This is a genomic window from Azotobacter salinestris (assembly GCF_009363155.1).
Taxonomy (GTDB): Bacteria; Pseudomonadota; Gammaproteobacteria; order Pseudomonadales; family Pseudomonadaceae; genus Azotobacter; species Azotobacter salinestris.
In genome coordinates this window covers 2,261,299-2,275,896 of the sequence record NZ_CP045302.1, presented here as the reverse complement: position 1 = coordinate 2,275,896, position 14,598 = coordinate 2,261,299, and the positions used below count along the sequence as shown (strand labels likewise).

15 protein-coding genes are annotated in these 14,598 nt (G+C 70.2%); 10 read left to right on the top strand and 5 right to left on the bottom strand.

Features of this window, described 5'->3' with window-relative positions:
* Positions 1-23: 23 nt before the first annotated feature.
* From GCU53_RS10625 to GCU53_RS10610, 4 genes are read left to right on the top strand one after another with little or no spacing between them, the layout of a single operon-like run.
* The gene (locus tag GCU53_RS10625; RefSeq protein WP_152387590.1) at positions 24-557 is read left to right on the top strand and encodes a DUF3617 domain-containing protein; all 534 of its coding nucleotides are present in this window, start codon (positions 24-26) and stop codon (positions 555-557) included.
* 46 nt (positions 558-603) lie between these two features.
* Entirely contained in the window at positions 604-1,761 is a 1,158-nt protein-coding gene (locus GCU53_RS10620) for a 4Fe-4S dicluster domain-containing protein (RefSeq protein ID WP_152387589.1), read from the top strand.
* Entirely contained in the window at positions 1,748-2,206 is a 459-nt protein-coding gene (locus tag GCU53_RS10615; RefSeq protein WP_152387588.1) for a cyclic nucleotide-binding domain-containing protein, read from the top strand. The genes GCU53_RS10620 and GCU53_RS10615 overlap by 14 nt, the downstream gene beginning before the upstream one ends.
* Position 2,207: 1 nt before the next feature.
* The gene (locus tag GCU53_RS10610) at positions 2,208-3,038 is read left to right on the top strand and encodes an FAD/NAD(P)-binding protein (protein ID WP_152387587.1); all 831 of its coding nucleotides are present in this window, start codon (positions 2,208-2,210) and stop codon (positions 3,036-3,038) included.
* A 37-nt stretch (positions 3,039-3,075) separates the two neighbouring features.
* Here GCU53_RS10610 and GCU53_RS10605 read toward each other — a convergent pair whose 3' ends face one another.
* On the bottom strand, positions 3,076-4,974 hold the full coding sequence (locus tag GCU53_RS10605) for a diguanylate cyclase domain-containing protein (RefSeq protein WP_152387586.1): 1,899 nt from the start codon (positions 4,972-4,974) through the stop codon (positions 3,076-3,078).
* 201 nt (positions 4,975-5,175) lie between these two features.
* Here GCU53_RS10605 and GCU53_RS26525 point away from each other — a divergent pair, with 201 nt between their 5' ends.
* The 6 genes from GCU53_RS26525 (at position 5,176) to GCU53_RS10580 (ending at position 11,677) form a co-directional block, all read left to right on the top strand.
* A complete protein-coding gene (locus GCU53_RS26525) occupies positions 5,176-5,301 on the top strand; it encodes a hypothetical protein (protein ID WP_280115874.1) in 126 nt (41 codons plus the stop codon).
* 1 nt (position 5,302) lies between these two features.
* Complete coding sequence (locus GCU53_RS10600; RefSeq protein ID WP_152387585.1) at positions 5,303-6,082, top strand: NADH-quinone oxidoreductase subunit B family protein; 780 nt, start codon at positions 5,303-5,305, stop codon at positions 6,080-6,082.
* Positions 6,072-7,361, top strand: a complete 1,290-nt coding sequence (locus tag GCU53_RS10595) for a Ni/Fe hydrogenase subunit alpha (RefSeq protein WP_152387584.1) — start codon at positions 6,072-6,074, stop codon at positions 7,359-7,361. Before GCU53_RS10600 ends, GCU53_RS10595 begins: the two co-directional genes overlap by 11 nt.
* On the top strand, positions 7,358-7,840 hold the full coding sequence (locus GCU53_RS10590) for a hydrogenase maturation protease (protein WP_152387583.1): 483 nt from the start codon (positions 7,358-7,360) through the stop codon (positions 7,838-7,840). Before GCU53_RS10595 ends, GCU53_RS10590 begins: the two co-directional genes overlap by 4 nt.
* A gap of 154 nt (positions 7,841-7,994) precedes the next feature.
* Positions 7,995-9,764 carry a phosphoethanolamine transferase CptA gene (gene cptA, locus GCU53_RS10585; protein ID WP_152387582.1) on the top strand — a complete coding sequence of 590 codons (1,770 nt, stop codon included), beginning with the start codon at positions 7,995-7,997 and terminating at the stop codon, positions 9,762-9,764.
* A gap of 161 nt (positions 9,765-9,925) precedes the next feature.
* Positions 9,926-11,677, top strand: coding sequence for an ATP-grasp domain-containing protein (locus tag GCU53_RS10580; protein ID WP_244307109.1), 1,752 nt, complete (start codon positions 9,926-9,928; stop codon positions 11,675-11,677).
* A gap of 66 nt (positions 11,678-11,743) precedes the next feature.
* On the opposite strand, the gene GCU53_RS10575 is transcribed toward GCU53_RS10580, so the two are convergent.
* Genes GCU53_RS10575 through GCU53_RS10560 form a run of 4 tightly spaced genes read right to left on the bottom strand, consistent with a single transcriptional unit; the run spans position 11,744 to position 14,593 of the window.
* Positions 11,744-12,307 (bottom strand): HupE/UreJ family protein, encoded by a 564-nt coding sequence (locus GCU53_RS10575; protein ID WP_152387581.1) that lies wholly within the window; start codon positions 12,305-12,307, stop codon positions 11,744-11,746.
* A gap of 32 nt (positions 12,308-12,339) precedes the next feature.
* On the bottom strand, positions 12,340-12,555 hold the full coding sequence (locus tag GCU53_RS10570) for a carbon monoxide dehydrogenase (protein ID WP_152387580.1): 216 nt from the start codon (positions 12,553-12,555) through the stop codon (positions 12,340-12,342).
* Between the two features lie 14 nt (positions 12,556-12,569).
* Complete coding sequence (locus GCU53_RS10565) at positions 12,570-13,370, bottom strand: ATP-binding protein (protein WP_152387579.1); 801 nt, start codon at positions 13,368-13,370, stop codon at positions 12,570-12,572.
* Positions 13,361-14,593 (bottom strand): NAD(P)/FAD-dependent oxidoreductase, encoded by a 1,233-nt coding sequence (locus GCU53_RS10560; protein ID WP_152387578.1) that lies wholly within the window; start codon positions 14,591-14,593, stop codon positions 13,361-13,363. Before GCU53_RS10560 ends, GCU53_RS10565 begins: the two co-directional genes overlap by 10 nt.
* Positions 14,594-14,598: the final 5 nt, after the last annotated feature.

The following is a 14,598-nucleotide window of genomic DNA, read 5'->3' as shown; positions in this document are numbered from 1 at the left end:
GCCCTTCGAACAGGAGTTCCCCCATGAAATCCCCGCTATTCTTGTTGCTCACGACCGCTCTGGCGGTGTCCGCGCTGCCGGCGCAGGCGCTGGAAATCCTCCCCGGCCTCTGGGAGTTCGAATCCAGGGGCGTGGTGGCGGGCGGCATGCCGCTGCCCGACATGCAGGAGGTCCGCGCGCAAATGCAGAAGCTGCCGCCCGAACAGCGCCAGGCGATGGAGGAGATGCTGGCCCGCCAAGGCGTCGAGATGGGCGACAAGGGCGTGCGCGCCTGTCTGAGCGAGGAGCAGGTCAAGTCCCAGGCGCTGCCGTTCCAGGATGACCGCCCCGGCTGCAACCAGGAAGTGACCGAGCGCAGCGACCAGCTCTGGAAGTTCCGCTTCCACTGCCCGGACTCCCAGGGCGAGGGCGAGACCCGCTTCGCCAGCGAGCGCGAATTCACCACCGTGGTGAACATCGTCACCGCCGGCAAGAGCGGCGTCACCCACATGGAATCCCATGCCCGCTGGGTGGGCAGCGACTGCGGCGGGCTCAAGCCCGGCCAGGGGGTCCGCTGAACCCGCCGGCAGGTTCGATCCCCGACATGGCGAGGAGGCGAGAGAGATGGACGCTCTGCCGACCACAACGACCGGTGCGGTCCTCGATCTCGATGGCCTGCAGGCCCTGATCGAGGCCCTTGCCGCCCGCGGCTTCCAGGTACTCGGGCCGCTTGTGCGCGACGAGGCGATCGTCTACGACGAGATCGCCGGGGTGGCCGACCTGCCGGCCGGCTGGACCGACCGCCAGGCGCCCGGCCAGTACCGCCTGGAGCGGCGCGACGATCAGGCGCTGTTCGGCTTCGCCGCCACGCCCCAGTCGTGGAAGCGCTTCCTGCATCCGCCGGTCGAAACCCTTTGGCGGGTGCGGCAGGGGGAGGGCGGACTGCTCTTCACCACCGCCACCGAGGCGACGCCCAGATACGCCTTTCTCGGCGTGCGCGCCTGCGATCTCAAGGCCATCGCCATCCAGGACCGGGTGCTCGGCGAGGGCGACTATCGGGATACCGCCTACGAGCGCCGGCGGCGCGACGCCTTCATCGTCGCGCTGAACTGCTCCGAGGCCGGCGACACCTGCTTCTGCGTGTCCATGGGCTCCGGGCCCAAGGCCGAAGGCGCCTTCGACCTGGCGCTGACCGAGCTGCTCGACGGGGGCCGCCACGAGTTCCTGGTCGAGGTCGGCAGCGCGGCGGGTGCAGATATTTTGGCCGGCCTGCCGCAGCGGCCGGCGCTGGATGCCGACCGGGCGGCGGCCGCGGCAGTCGTCGCGCGTACCGCCGGCCGCATGGGGCGCCAGCTGGACACCGCCGGCCTGCAGGCGCTGCTGCAGGACAATCCGGAGCATCCGCGCTGGGACGAGGTCGCCGGGCGCTGCCTGACCTGCGCCAACTGCACCATGGTCTGCCCGACCTGCTTCTGCACCACGGCGGAGGATCACAGCGACCTGGCGGGCGGCTCCGCCGAGCGGGTACGCCTGTGGGATTCCTGCTTCACCCTGGATTTCTCCTACATCCACGGCGGCAGCGTGCGGCAGACCGACAAGGGGCGCTACCGCCAGTGGATGACCCACAAGCTGTCCACCTGGTTCGACCAGTTCGGCAGTTCCGGCTGCGTCGGCTGCGGGCGCTGCATCACCTGGTGCCCGGTGGGCATCGACATCACGGAAGAGGCGGCGGCCATCCGCGCCACCCCGCACGTCCAGGGAGGAACCCATGGAGAGCCTTGAGGACATCCTCGGCCGGCATCCCTTCTTCGCCGGCTTCGAGGCCGCGCATGGCCGGCTGGTCGCCGGCTGCGCGCGCAACGTGCGCTTCGCCGCCGGCCAGTACCTGTTCCGCGAGGGCGATCCGGCCGACGAGTTCTTCCTCATCCGCCACGGCAAGGTGGCCCTGGAGCTGATCGAGCCGGGACGGCCGCCGGTGGTCTTCGCCACCCTCGGCGAGGGCGAGATCGTCGGCGCCTCCTGGCTGCTGCCGCCCTACCGCTGGCGTCTCGCCGCCCGCGCCGTGGAGCTGACCCGGGCGATCGGCATCGATGCCGCCTGCCTGCGCGGCAAGTGCGAGGCGGACCACCATCTCGGCTACGAGATGATGAAGCGCTTTCTGCCGATCCTGGTGGAGCGGCTGCAGGCCACCCGCCTGCAGCTGCTGGACGTCTACGGAAAGCGCTGAGATGGCCGCGCCCGATCCCTTCCTGCCGCAGCCCTGGCGGGTCGAGCGGCGCCGCCGCGAGCTGATCGGCGCCGTGACCCTGGAGCTCGCCCCGCTGGCCGGCGAGCGGCCGGATTTTCTGCCCGGCCAGTTCAACATGCTCTACGTGTTCGGCGTCGGCGAGGTGGCCATCAGCCTGAGCGGCGACGCCGAGCGCGGCACGGCCTTCGTGCACACGGTGCGCAACGTCGGCGCGGTCAGCGGCGCGCTGACCCGTCTGGAGGTTGGCGCGAGCATCGGCGTGCGCGGCCCTTTCGGCAGCGGCTGGCCGCTGGCCGAGGCCGAGGGCGCCGACGTGCTGCTGGTCGCCGGCGGGCTCGGCCTCGCGCCGCTGCGCCCGGCGGTCTACGCGCTCCTTGCCCGGCGCGAGCGCTACGGCCGGGTGGTGATCATGGTCGGCAGCCGCAGCCCCGAAGACATCCTCTATCGCCGCGAGCTGGAGCACTGGCGCCGGCGTTCCGACCTCGAGGTGCTGCTGACCGTCGACCATGCCGACGCCGACTGGCGCGGCCATGTCGGCGTGGTGCCGGCGCTGATCCCGCATGCCGGCCTCGACCCCGTGGAGACGCTGGCGCTGGTCTGCGGACCGGAGGTGATGATGCGATTCACCGCCAATGCGCTGCTCGCCGCCGGGATCAGGCCCGAGCGCATCCACCTGTCCATGGAGCGCAACATGAAATGTGCCGTCGCCCAGTGCGGCCACTGCCAGTTCGGGCCCTTCTTCGTCTGCCGGGAAGGACCGGTGCTGCGCTACGACCGTATCGCGGGCATCCTCGCCGTGCCGGAGATCTGACCGCCCTGGCCGGAGCCGTCCGGGGCACGGGCCGCACTCAGGCATCGGCCGACCCGGTCACCGCCAGCCCGGCCGACCAGAAGCGATGGGTGTTGCGTCCGGCCTTCTTGGCCGCGTACATGGCCGCGTCGGCCTGCTCGACCAGACGCTCGTGGCTCTCGCCGTGCTGCGGGTACAGGCTGATGCCGATGCTGGTGCCGATGTGCAGCTCGTGCCCATCGAGGAGGAAAGGTTCCTGCAGGCTGCGCACGATCTTCGCCGCCACCAGTGCCGTGCCCTCGGGCGGGGTATCCGTGAGGATTGCCAGGAATTCGTCGCCGCCCAGCCGGGCGACGCTGTCCGCTTCGCGCACGATGTCGGTCAGGCGCTCGGCGACGGCCTGCAGCAGGCGGTCGCCGAGGGCGTGGCCGTGGTTGTCGTTGACCTGCTTGAAGTGATCGAGGTCGAGGAACAGCACGGCCAGCGGGCTGCCGGACCGGCGCGCCTGGCGCAGCGCCTGGGTCAGGCGGTCCTGCATCAGCGCCCGGTTCGGCAGGCCGGTCAGTTCGTCGTAGTGGGCCTGCTGGCGGATGCGCGCCTCGGCGGCCTTCTGCGCGGTGACGTCGGTGATGATCAGGCTGTAGTGGGCGAGTGCCCCCGACTCGTCGCGCACCGCGACCAGCGACAGCCGGGCGATGAGCGTCCCATCGGCGCAGCGCAGGGGCAGTTCGCCTTGCCAGTGTCCAGTCTGTTCGGAACGCTGCCAGGCGGCCTCGCACTGCTCCTCCCCGTTGGGCAGGGTCAGCGCGCAGAGGCGGGTGCCGTGCAGCCGGGCCTCGTCCTGGCCGAGCATGCGGCAGCCGGCCGGGTTGATCTCCAGGATCCGCCGCTGCGCGTCGAGCAGCAGGATGCCCTCGCCACTGCAGCGGATCACGTTGGCGGCCAGGGCCAGGTGCTGGGCCTGATCGATGATGCGCCGCGCCAGCGGGCGCACGGCGATGAAGGTCAGGGCGCTGCTGAACAGCATCAGCAGGAGGATGGCGATTATCGGCCAGCGCAGCTCCCGGGCGGCGAACGCGTGGATCGCCGTGTCTTCGGCGGTAAGGATCAGCGCCCAGTCGGGGAGGCCCGGCAGCCGGTCGGCGAAGGCCAGCCGGCTCGCGTGGTCGGGCGCCGGCACGGCCAGGGCCGGCAGATCGGCGAGCAGGGCGTGGAGGGGATGGTCCGCGGCGAGCCTGACGAATCCGGCGACGCTTCCGGCGAACTGCGCCAGGTTGCCGTCGGCGAGATGCGCCAGGTACCAGCGGACCGCCCCGGCGTGCGGTGGCTGGCCGCTCAGCACCTGCTCCAGACTGGCCAGGCCGAAGGTGGCGATGTCGGTGCCCAGGCGCTGGCCGTCGTGGGCGAGGATCGGCGTGCCGATCACCAGCACTGCGCGTCCGTCGAGCATGAAGGGGCCGTGCCGCTGCTGCGCGTCGCCGCTCTCTTCCGGCAGCTGCCAGAGGCTTTCCGGCGGGTTCAGACCGAGTCTGGCCAGGGGGTGGCCGTCGCGGTCCAGGCGGACCAGCCCGAGCAGCTCCGGGGAGTGCTGCAGGGCGTCGCGCAGGCGCGGCGCGGCGTAGGCCCCCAGCTCGGCGCGGGAGAGCTGGCCGCTGGCATGGCGCTCCATGGCGTTGCGGATCTGCGTGCGGCTGGTCAGTTGGGAGGCCAGACTGCTGTAGTGGGCGAACAGTTGGCTGGCCGCCTGGGCCTGGGTATGCAGGTGGAACTCCAGGGACTGCTCGACTTCCCGGTGGCTCTGCCAGTGCATCGGCAGCAGGGTGGCCAGGCCGACCAGTATGCCGGTGCAGAGGATGCCGCCGAACTCGACCAGGCGGATGCGTCTGAGCAGCTGGCGCGTCGAAAGCCGGTCGGGGACCGGAGCGGATGCCTGCGGGGTATGTGTTTCCTGGTGCATGTGCGGACATCTCCCGTCGTTGTTATTTTCTTCCCAGTCTGCGAAATCATTTTGCCATCACTTAGATAGAGGCAGCATCGCGACGAAAGGCAACATGCAAAGGCGTCGGATGCCGGAACATGGCCAAGGGCTGGATTTCGTCAGGCTCCGCCTGCCGAGGTTGATCTAGACTCCAGGCCTGGCGGCTGGGAGGAACTCCGAATGAGCGGCTATGGTGCAGTGCTCGCCTGCCGGGCAGGCTTACTGGGACGAGGCGCCGTCGGCCGGTACGGGCCATTGCCGCGCAGCGCCCGCAGCGGCGGCATCCTCGGCGTGCCGGAGGCCTGATATGGACAAGAAGAATCCGCGCCCGCGCCTGGCGGTCTGGAAGTTCGCCTCCTGCGACGGCTGCCAGCTGTCGTTGCTCGACTGCGAGGACGAGCTGCTGCTGCTCGCCGATGCCCTGGAGATCGCCTACTTCGCCGAGGCCTCCAGCACCCTCGCAGAAGGCCCCTATGACCTCTCGCTGGTGGAGGGCTCGATCACCACGGCCCACGATGCCGAACGCATCCGCGAGGTGCGCCGGCAGTCGAAATTCCTCGTCACCATCGGCGCCTGCGCCACCGCTGGCGGCATCCAGGCGCTGCGCAACTTCGCCGACGTGAACGACTATCTCGCGGTCGTCTATGCCTCGCCGCAGTACATCGAGACCCTGGCCACCTCGACGCCGATCGCCGCCCACGTGCCGGTGGACTTCGAGCTGCGCGGCTGCCCGATCAACAAGGTGCAATTGCTGGAAGTAATCTCGGCCTTCCTCGCTGGGCGCAAGCCTGCGATCCCCACCTACAGCGTGTGCATCGAGTGCAAGCGGCGCGGCAACCTCTGCGTGATGGTGCAGGGCACGCCCTGCCTGGGCCCGGTGACCCACGCCGGTTGTGGCGCCCTCTGCCCGGGCTGCCGGCGCGGCTGCTACGGCTGCTACGGGCCGATGGAAACCCCGGACACCGCCATGCTGGCGCGCCAGTGGAGCGCCATGGGCGTCGCGCCGCGGGACATCCGCCGCGCCTTCCACACCTTCAACGCCTGGGCGCCGGCGTTCCGCGAGGAGGGCGAGGCCCATGACGACTAAGCGGATTCGGGTCGACTACCTGGCACGCGTCGAGGGCGAGGGCTCTCTCGACCTGCACATCGAGAACGGTCGGGTCAGCGCGGCGCGGCTCGGCATCTTCGAGCCACCGCGCTTCTTCGAGGCCTTCCTGCGCGGGCGGGGCTTCGCTGAAACCCCGGACATCGTTGCGCGGATCTGCGGCATCTGCCCGGTGGCCTACCAGATGAGCGCGGTGCACGCCCTGGAGAACGCCTTCGGCGTGCGGGTCGAAGGGCAACTGCGGGCGCTGCGCCGGCTTATCTACTGCGGCGAGTGGATCGAGAGCCATGCGCTGCACGTGGTCATGCTGCACGCCCCGGACTTTCTCGGCTATCCGGATGCGATCCGCATGGCGGCCGAGCACGGCGAGCGGGTGCGCAGCGCCCTGGCCCTGAAGAAGGCCGGCAATTCGATAATCCGTCTGCTCGGCGGGCGCGAGATCCATCCGGTCAACGTCCGCGTCGGCGGCTTCTACCGGGTGCCGAGCCATGCCGAACTGATGCCGCTGGCCGAGGAGCTGGGCCGCGCCCGCGAGAGCGCTGTCGAGCTGGTGCGCTGGGTGGCGGGCTTTGCCTTTCCGCAGCTCGAGCGGGACTACGAGTTCGTCGCGCTGCGCCATCCGCACGAATATCCCCTCAGCGAGGGCCGGCTGGCGTCCAGCCGCGGCCTCGACCTCGACATCGCCGATTTCGAAACCGAATTCGAGGAGCGCCAGGTGCCCCACTCGACGGCGCTGCACGCGCAGATCAAGCGCCGCGGCGCCTACCTGGTCGGGCCGCTGGCGCGCTATGCACTGAACTTCGACCGGCTGCCGGGGCATATCCAGGCGCTCGCCCGCGAGGTCGGCCTCGGGGCGGTGTGCCGCAACCCCTTCCAGAGCATTGTCGTGCGCGCCCTGGAGATTCTCTATGCCTGCGAGGAGGCGCTCGGCATCATCGCCGCCTACCGGATGCCGGCCGTCGCCGCCGTGCCGGTGGAGCCGCGCGCCGCCACCGGCTTCGGCTGCACCGAGGCACCGCGCGGCACCCTCTGGCACCGCTACGAGGTGGCTGCCGACGGCTCGATCGAGGACGCGCGCATCGTCCCGCCCACCGCGCAGAACCAGCCGAGCATCGAGGCGGATCTGGAGGCGGTTGCCACGCCGCTGCTCGACCAGCCGGAGGAGGTCATCCGCCAGCGCTGCGAGCTCGCCATCCGCAACTACGACCCCTGCATCTCCTGCTCGACCCACTTCCTCAGACTGTCCATGCACCGCACATGAGCGCTCGGCTACAGCTGCTCGCGCTGGGCAACCCGGAGCGCGGCGACGATGGCGTTGGCCCGGCGGTCGCTGCCCGCTTGCACGGCCGGTTGCCGCCGGGCGTCGCACTGCGGCTGTGCAGCGGCGACGTGCTGGGGCTGGTCGAGGAGTGGCGCGACCTGCAGGCGCTGGTCTGTGTCGATGCGTCGACGCCGCAGGGCGAGCCGGGGCGCATCCGCCGTCTCGACCTGGCGGCGGACGAGTTGTTTCAAGAGTTTTCGCTCACCTCCAGCCACGGCTTCGGGCTGGCCGAGGCGGTGGGGCTGGCCCGTGCCCTCGGAACGGCGCCGCCACGGATGGTCGTCTATGCGGTGGAGGGCAGCCGCTTCACCGTCGGCACCCCCCTGAGCGGCCCGGTTGCCGCCGCTCTGGACGAGGTTGCCGCACGCATTTTCGACGAGGTGGTCCGCCTGGCGGCAGAGGCGTCGACCTGTTCCTGAGACGGCCATCCGTAGCCGCTGGCGGTCAGTGTTGCACCCTCTCGGACTGGCGTTTGGTCGTTAGGTTTTTTGACGAAGTTTTCACCGGAGGTGCGGCATAGTCCATGCAAGGCCGGGCGAGCCCGGCATCCGCATGCAGTGATCGAGGAACTTCATGGCAACGACGAAATCTGCACCCGCCGGGCGTAGCGGTATCGATTGGGCCGGACTGGGCTGGATGTTCCTGTTTTTCTGGTATTTCTCCGGCGTGACCCAGGCCCTGCTCTGGGCCTCGGGCACCACCGGCTCCACCGGCTCCCGCCAGGCTCTGCTGGCCAGCGCCCTGTGGCTGGTACCGCTGCTGCTGTTTCCCGGTCGCGCCCGGCTGCTGGCGGGGGCGATCGGCGCCGTGCTCTGGCTGTGCTCGCTGACCGGCTTCGCCTATTTCCTGGTGTACGGCCAGGAGTTCTCGCAGAGCGTCATCTTCATCATGTTCGAGTCGAACGTGAACGAGGCGACCGAGTACCTGGGCCACTACTTCTCCTGGAGCATCGTGCTGGCCGTGGTCGCCTACGGTCTGGGCGGCTGGCTGCTGTGGCGCAAGGTGCGCCCGGTGTACCTGCCGCGCCGGGCGGCGCTGCTCGCCAGCCTGCTGCTGTTCACCGTCTCGGTCGGCTACCAGGGCGTGCGCCAGTTCTTCAAGCACGAGGAGCCCCTGGCCGCCCTGGAGGATTTCGAGAAGCGCATCGAGGCGGCCGCGCCCTGGCAGCTGGTGATCGGCTATCGCCACTACCTGCAGCAGCTGACCAACATGGAGGCCCTGCTGGCCAGCCGCGAGCAGATCCCGCCGCTGAAGAACCTGGTCGACGCCCACGCCGGAGAGCCCTCGACCCTGGTGCTGGTGATCGGCGAGTCGACCAACCGACAGCGCCTGAGCCTCTACGGCTATTCGCGGCCGACCACGCCCAACCTCGACAGGCTGCGCGGCGAGCTGCAGGTGTTCGACAACGTGGTCACCCCGCGCCCCTACACCATCGAGGCGCTGCAGCAGGTGCTGACCTTCGCCGACCAGGAGAGTCCGGACCTGTACCGGACCACGCCATCGCTGGTCAGCGTGATGAAGCAGGCCGGCTACAAGACCTACTGGATCACCAACCAGCAGACCATCACCAAGCGCAACACCATGCTCACCACCTTCTCCAAGCAGGCGGACGAGCAGTTCTACCTGAACAACAACCGCGACCAGAACGCCCGCCAGTACGACGGCAGCGTGCTAGAGCCGTTCGCCCAGGTGCTGGCCGACGACGCGCCGCGCAAGTTCGTGGTGGTGCACCTGCTGGGCACCCACATGCGCTACCAGTACCGCTACCCGGAGGAGTTCGAGCGCTTCACCGACCGCCGCGGCGTGCCGGACAGCGTCACCGACGACCAGCTGCCGACCTACAACAGCTACGACAACGCCGTGCTGTACAACGACCATGTCGTCTCCTCGCTGATCGAGCGCTTCCGCGCCACCGATCCCAGCGGCTTCCTGTTGTATCTGGCCGACCACGGCGAGGCGGTGTTCGATGCGCCCGATCCAGAGGTGCTCGGCCGCAACGAGGCCGCGCCGACCGGTCCGATGTACACCGTGCCCTTCATCCTCTGGAACTCGCCGAAGTGGCAGGCGCAGCAGCCGCGCGACTTCGCGTCCGCGCTGAACCGCCCCTACAGCAGCTCGCACTTCATCCACACCTGGGCGGACCTGGCCGGCCTGCGCTTCGACGCGTTCGACCCGAGCAAGAGCCTGGTGAGCGCCGAGTTCCGCCCGCGCCCGCTGCTGATCGGCAATCCGGGGCAGCCGAAGAACCTGATCGACTTCAGCCTGATCAAGCCCAAGAAGCCCGCCACGGCGGGCGCCGAGATCGTCCAGCAGGAGCGCGAGTCCAGGGAGCAGCCGCTGTAGCTCCTGCCGTCCGCTTCGCCGCTTTCCGTTTACGCCGGGTTCGCCCGGCGTTTTCGTGTCCGGCCATTGCGTTTCGGTTGCGCCGGATCACCGTGGTCGTCCGTGCCCGCTGGCTATGCTGGTGTCCAGAGCGTCCGGCACGGCGCGGGAAGGGAGGAAGTATGGGCGATGAACATTCCGGCTGCGGCCGGGCGACCGGGCCTGCCGCTGGCGCCGGCCTTCTCCGCCAGGCCTGCGGGACTACGGTCGATGCGCTGAACGATGCCTGTTTCTGCATCAGTCTCGATCACCGGGCCCTCGACGCGGCCCTCGCAACCGAGCTGGGCGATCCGCGGCTCGCGGCGCTGCTGCGCGAGCGCTGTCCGCATGTCTTCGCCGAGTACCCCGTGTTCGTGGCGCCGGCGCAGCTGCAGCGCATCGAGGCGGTGGTCAGGGCAGTGGAGCAGGTGGTGGCGTTGCCGGCGTGGCGCGAACAGGCACTGGCGGCGGCGCCGGCCATCGCCCGCCACGACGTGCGCGGGGTCAGGGGCGTGTTCTTCGGCTACGACTTCCACGTCGAGGGCGACACGCTCGGCCTCATCGAAATCAACACCAATGCCGGCGGGGCGATGCTCAACGCGGTGCTGGCGCGGGCGCAGCGCGTCTGCTGCGAGGGCGTCGCGCCGCTGCTGCCGAGCCGCGAAGGCGTGGAGGGCTTCGAGCGGGCCATGCTGGAGATGTTCCGGCGCGAGTGGCGCGCGGCCGGCCAGCAGGCGCCGCTGCGCCGTGTGGCGATCGTCGACGAGGCGCCGGAGCGCCAATACCTGTATCCGGAGTTCTTGCTGTTCCGGCACCTGCTCGGCGGGCACGGCATCGAGACCCTGATCGCCGACCCGGCGGACTTCACGTTGCACGACGGCGCGCTGTTTCTCGGCGAGCAGGCCATCGACCTGGTGTACAACCGCCTGACCGATTTCTATCTGCAGGGCGACGCTTGCCGGGCCTTGCGCGAGGCCTATCTGAGCGATGCCGTGGTGCTGACACCGCATCCGCAGGCGCACGCCCTCTACGCCGACAAGCGGCGCCTGGCCGATCTGAGCGATCCCGAGGTGCTGGCGCGCCTGGGCGTCGCGCAGGAGACGCAGGCGATCCTGCTGCGCGACGTGCCGCGCACGCGGCTGGTGCGGGCCGAGGATGCCGAGCGCCTGTGGGCCGAACGGCGCGGGCTGTTCTTCAAGCCGGTCAGCGGCTTCGGCAGCCGTGGCGCCTACCGCGGCGACAAGCTCACCAGGCGCGTCTGGCAGGACATCCTGGGCGGCGGCTACGTCGCCCAGGCGCTGGTGGCGCCGGGCGAGCGGCGTACCGCGGCGGGCCGCCCGATGAAATACGACCTGCGCGCCTACGTCTACGACGGGCGGATCCAGTGGCTGGCCGCGCGCGTCTACCAGGGGCAGACCACCAACTTCCGCACCGAGGGCGGCGGCTTCGCGCCGGTGTTCACCCTGAGCGAATTCGGCCGGGGCGGCACGCCGGAGCCGGGTGAGTACCGGTCCCATACCTTCCTGCTGGACGAGGCCGGGCAGATCCATTCCCTGCCGCACCCACTCTACGTGGCGCTGGTGCACGCCGAGTCCGCATTGCCCGCGCTGGCCGGCAGGCGCTTCCGGCTCGCCGACTGGTATGTGCGCCTGCGGGACGGCGTCGCCGAGCAGTTGCTGAACGAGTGGTACGGCTGGGTGGAAATAGATGCCGACGGTCGCTTCCGGCCGGTACCGGCCGCGGGCAATGGCGAAGCCGCCGGCGCCGTCGACGCGAGCGCGCTGCCGACGGCCGGGGAGCACGCGCGCATGGCGGCGCTGGTCTTCGGGCAGGGGAGCGGAGGTGTCGGCGCTGCCGGAGCGCGGGAGCCGCACGGCGAGCCCCGGGGCGTCTGAGCCGGCCAGAAAGCGAAAAGGCCCACCGCACGGGTGAGCCTCTTCGTCAGGGCGCGGGCCTGGCGCTCAGATCATCATCAGCGCGCCGCTGGCGGCGATGAGCGCGCCGGCGCCGCGGGTCAGCAGGGGCAGGCGGCGCTGCACGGCCGCGGCGAGCAGGCCGCCGCCCAGGTGCAGGGCCAGGCTGGCGGCGAGGAAGCCGCCGGCGAAGGCGGCCAGGCTGCCGCTGGCTTCGGCGCCGTGGGCGTGGCCGTGGAACAGGGCGAAGACGCCGGCCAGGGCCAGCGAGACGCTGGCCGGCAGGCGTGCGGCGGAGGCGATCAGCAGGCCGAGCAGCAGCACCGAGAGGGCGATGCCGGTTTCCACCAGCGGCAGGCCGATGCCGTTGGCGCCCAGCAGGAAGCCGCCCAGCAGGACGGCGAGGAAGGCCCCCGGCATGGCGAATTTCATGGCGCGCGGCTGCAGGGCGGCCCAGATGCCGATGGCCAGCATCGCCAGCAGGTGGTCGGCGCCGCCGAAGGGGTGCAGCAGGCCGGCAATCAGGCCGCTCCCGTCATGCCCGGGGTGGGCGAAGGCGGCGCCGGGCAGCAGGGGCAGGGCGAGCAGGGGCAGAAGGTGGCGTGTTTTCATGTCGATAGTTCCTGGGGTCGGTTCCGGCGGGCTCAGTGCTGCCCGTCGGCGGGGCGTCTCGCCCCCGGCAGGTTGGAATGGGAGTGGTGGTGGACGGCGCCCGGCGCATGGGGCGCCAGGTGGAAGTGGACATGGCTGTGCACCGTGCCGTCGGCATGGATGTGCTCATGCTCGTGCTCGAAGGCCTGTCCCTGTGCAGCATGGACATGGCCGCTGGACGCGGTGCCGCAATTGCAGTTCTCGCACATGCTCGTTTGCTCCTCTAGGCAGGTTCGCCGGATCGGGCCAGCCGCTCGATGGCTTCGGCAATCGAGGCGACTTCCCGGGCCAGCTCGGGCGACAGTTCGTAGAGCGGCGCGCCGGAGCGGTCGGCGGCCATCGCCGCCGGGGTCATCTCCAGGCAGCCGGCCAGCGGCATGTTCACGGCGGCGCCCTCGAAGAACGCCCGGTCCTCCGCGCCGCCCGCCTTGTTGCCGACCAGCAGCAGTTTCTCGATGCCGATGTCGCGGGCCAGCACCTGGACCTGGCGGACGGTGCGCATGCTGCGGTTGGTCGGCTCGGCCACCGCCAGCATCACATCGACGGCCTCGGCGGTGCCGCGGCCGAGGTGCTCGACGCCGGCATAGAGGTCGAGCAGGACCACCTCGTCGCGCTCCAGCAGCACGTGCCGCACCAGTCGCTTGAGCAGGGTGCTGGCCGGGCAGATGCAGCCCGAGCCGCCCTGCTGCACGGCGCCCAGCAGCAGCAGGCGGATGTTGCCCAGGCTCGCGGAGAAGCGCTCGGGGATGTCGGAGACCCGCGGATTGAGCTTGAACATCCCGCCGCTGCCGGCGCGCGGATCGCTGCCGGTACGCTCGGCGATCAGCTCGGCCATTTCGGAGATCGGCAGCAGGTCGAGCAGCGCCGACTCGGAGAAGCCCAGCGCCGGCCCCAGGCAGGGCGAGGGGTCGGCGTCGATGGCCAGGACCCGGCGGCCCTGTTTGGCGTAGTGGTGAGCGAGCAGGCCGGTCAGGGTCGTCTTGCCGACCCCGCCCTTGCCGCTGATGGCGATTTTCAGGCCCATTTGATAGCCCTCAGGGGTTCCAGGGTGTGGATGTAACCGAAACCGGGATGGACCAGGTCGGTGCCGAAGCGCTCGACGGCGATGCCCTTCTTCATCATTCCGTGCAGCACGCCGGTGCCGTTGATCTCGCCGATCAGTTGGCCGCCGGCCACCCGGCCTTCCTTGAGCAGAACCTTGCGCACCGCGCCTTTGCCGTCCTGCCAGCGCAGGCAGGTTTCACCGGCCTGCACGCCGAACGAGGCGATGGGCAGGTCGAAGACGCGCACGACGTTGACCGCTTCCAGTCCCGGATGGTGCCTGTCGATGCCAAGCATGTTCCATGCCGCGATCCGGCCGGTGGAGACCGCGTTCGGCCAGTTGGGCACCACCCGGTGCTTGTCCGGGGCGTCCGGGCGCTCGATGACGTCGCCGGCGGCGAACACGCCTTCGACGCTGGTCTGCATCCGCGCGTCGACCAGGATGCCCAGGTTGCTGGCGATGCCGCTGCCCTCGAGGATCGACAGGTCGGCACGCACCCCGGCGGCGCAGATCACCAGCTCGCAGGGAATTTCGACTCCAGCGGCCAGCACGGCGCGCACGCCGTCGTCGCCTTCGAGGATGCGCTCAGCGCCGCAGCCGGTGCGCACCTGCACGCCGTGCGCGACCAGCCGCCGCTCGACGAGGGCGGCCATTTCGCTGTCCAGCATCGCCGGAAGCACATGCTCGCGCGCTTCCAGCAGAGTCACCTCGAGCCCCTGGCGGACCAGGGCCTGCACGGCTTCCAGGCCGATGAAGCCGGAGCCGATGACCACGGCGCGCCGGGCGCTCCTGATCCTTTCCAGAATGCCGTCGGCATCGCCCAGGGTCTTCAGCTCGAACACCCCCCTGGCGGTGGCGAGGCCGGGAATCGGCGGGACGAACGCCCTGGAGCCGGAAGCGATCAGCAGCCGGTCGTAGCCGACGGCCTGGTCCCCGGTCCAGACCTGGCGGGCCTGCGGGTCGATCCGCCGCACCGGGCATCCGTAGCGGATGTCGATCCCGGTGCGGGCGTAGAAGTCCGGGTCGCGCAGGAAGAGATGGTCCTTGGGGACGCTGCCTTCCACGTACTCGGCCAGCGGGCAGGGGGAATAGAAGGGCACGCTCTCCCGGGAGAGCATGACGATCTCGCAGCTCCGGTCCTGTCCGCGGAGGGTCTCGGCGGCGGCGATCGCCGCCGGTCCGTTGCCGATGATGACGATCTTCATGCCGC

Coding starts and splice junctions, on each gene's coding strand:
- GCU53_RS10625 (WP_152387590.1), top strand. CDS start 24: ATGAAATCCCCGCTATTCTTGTTGCTCACGACCGCTCTGGCGGTGTCC.
- GCU53_RS10620 (WP_152387589.1), top strand. CDS start 604: ATGGACGCTCTGCCGACCACAACGACCGGTGCGGTCCTCGATCTCGAT.
- GCU53_RS10615 (WP_152387588.1), top strand. CDS start 1,748: ATGGAGAGCCTTGAGGACATCCTCGGCCGGCATCCCTTCTTCGCCGGC.
- GCU53_RS10610 (WP_152387587.1), top strand. CDS start 2,208: ATGGCCGCGCCCGATCCCTTCCTGCCGCAGCCCTGGCGGGTCGAGCGG.
- GCU53_RS10605 (WP_152387586.1), bottom strand. CDS start 4,974: ATGCACCAGGAAACACATACCCCGCAGGCATCCGCTCCGGTCCCCGAC.
- GCU53_RS26525 (WP_280115874.1), top strand. CDS start 5,176: ATGAGCGGCTATGGTGCAGTGCTCGCCTGCCGGGCAGGCTTACTGGGA.
- GCU53_RS10600 (WP_152387585.1), top strand. CDS start 5,303: ATGGACAAGAAGAATCCGCGCCCGCGCCTGGCGGTCTGGAAGTTCGCC.
- GCU53_RS10595 (WP_152387584.1), top strand. CDS start 6,072: ATGACGACTAAGCGGATTCGGGTCGACTACCTGGCACGCGTCGAGGGC.
- GCU53_RS10590 (WP_152387583.1), top strand. CDS start 7,358: ATGAGCGCTCGGCTACAGCTGCTCGCGCTGGGCAACCCGGAGCGCGGC.
- cptA (WP_152387582.1), top strand. CDS start 7,995: ATGGCAACGACGAAATCTGCACCCGCCGGGCGTAGCGGTATCGATTGG.
- GCU53_RS10580 (WP_244307109.1), top strand. CDS start 9,926: ATGGGCGATGAACATTCCGGCTGCGGCCGGGCGACCGGGCCTGCCGCT.
- GCU53_RS10575 (WP_152387581.1), bottom strand. CDS start 12,307: ATGAAAACACGCCACCTTCTGCCCCTGCTCGCCCTGCCCCTGCTGCCC.
- GCU53_RS10570 (WP_152387580.1), bottom strand. CDS start 12,555: ATGTGCGAGAACTGCAATTGCGGCACCGCGTCCAGCGGCCATGTCCAT.
- GCU53_RS10565 (WP_152387579.1), bottom strand. CDS start 13,370: ATGGGCCTGAAAATCGCCATCAGCGGCAAGGGCGGGGTCGGCAAGACG.
- GCU53_RS10560 (WP_152387578.1), bottom strand. CDS start 14,593: ATGAAGATCGTCATCATCGGCAACGGACCGGCGGCGATCGCCGCCGCC.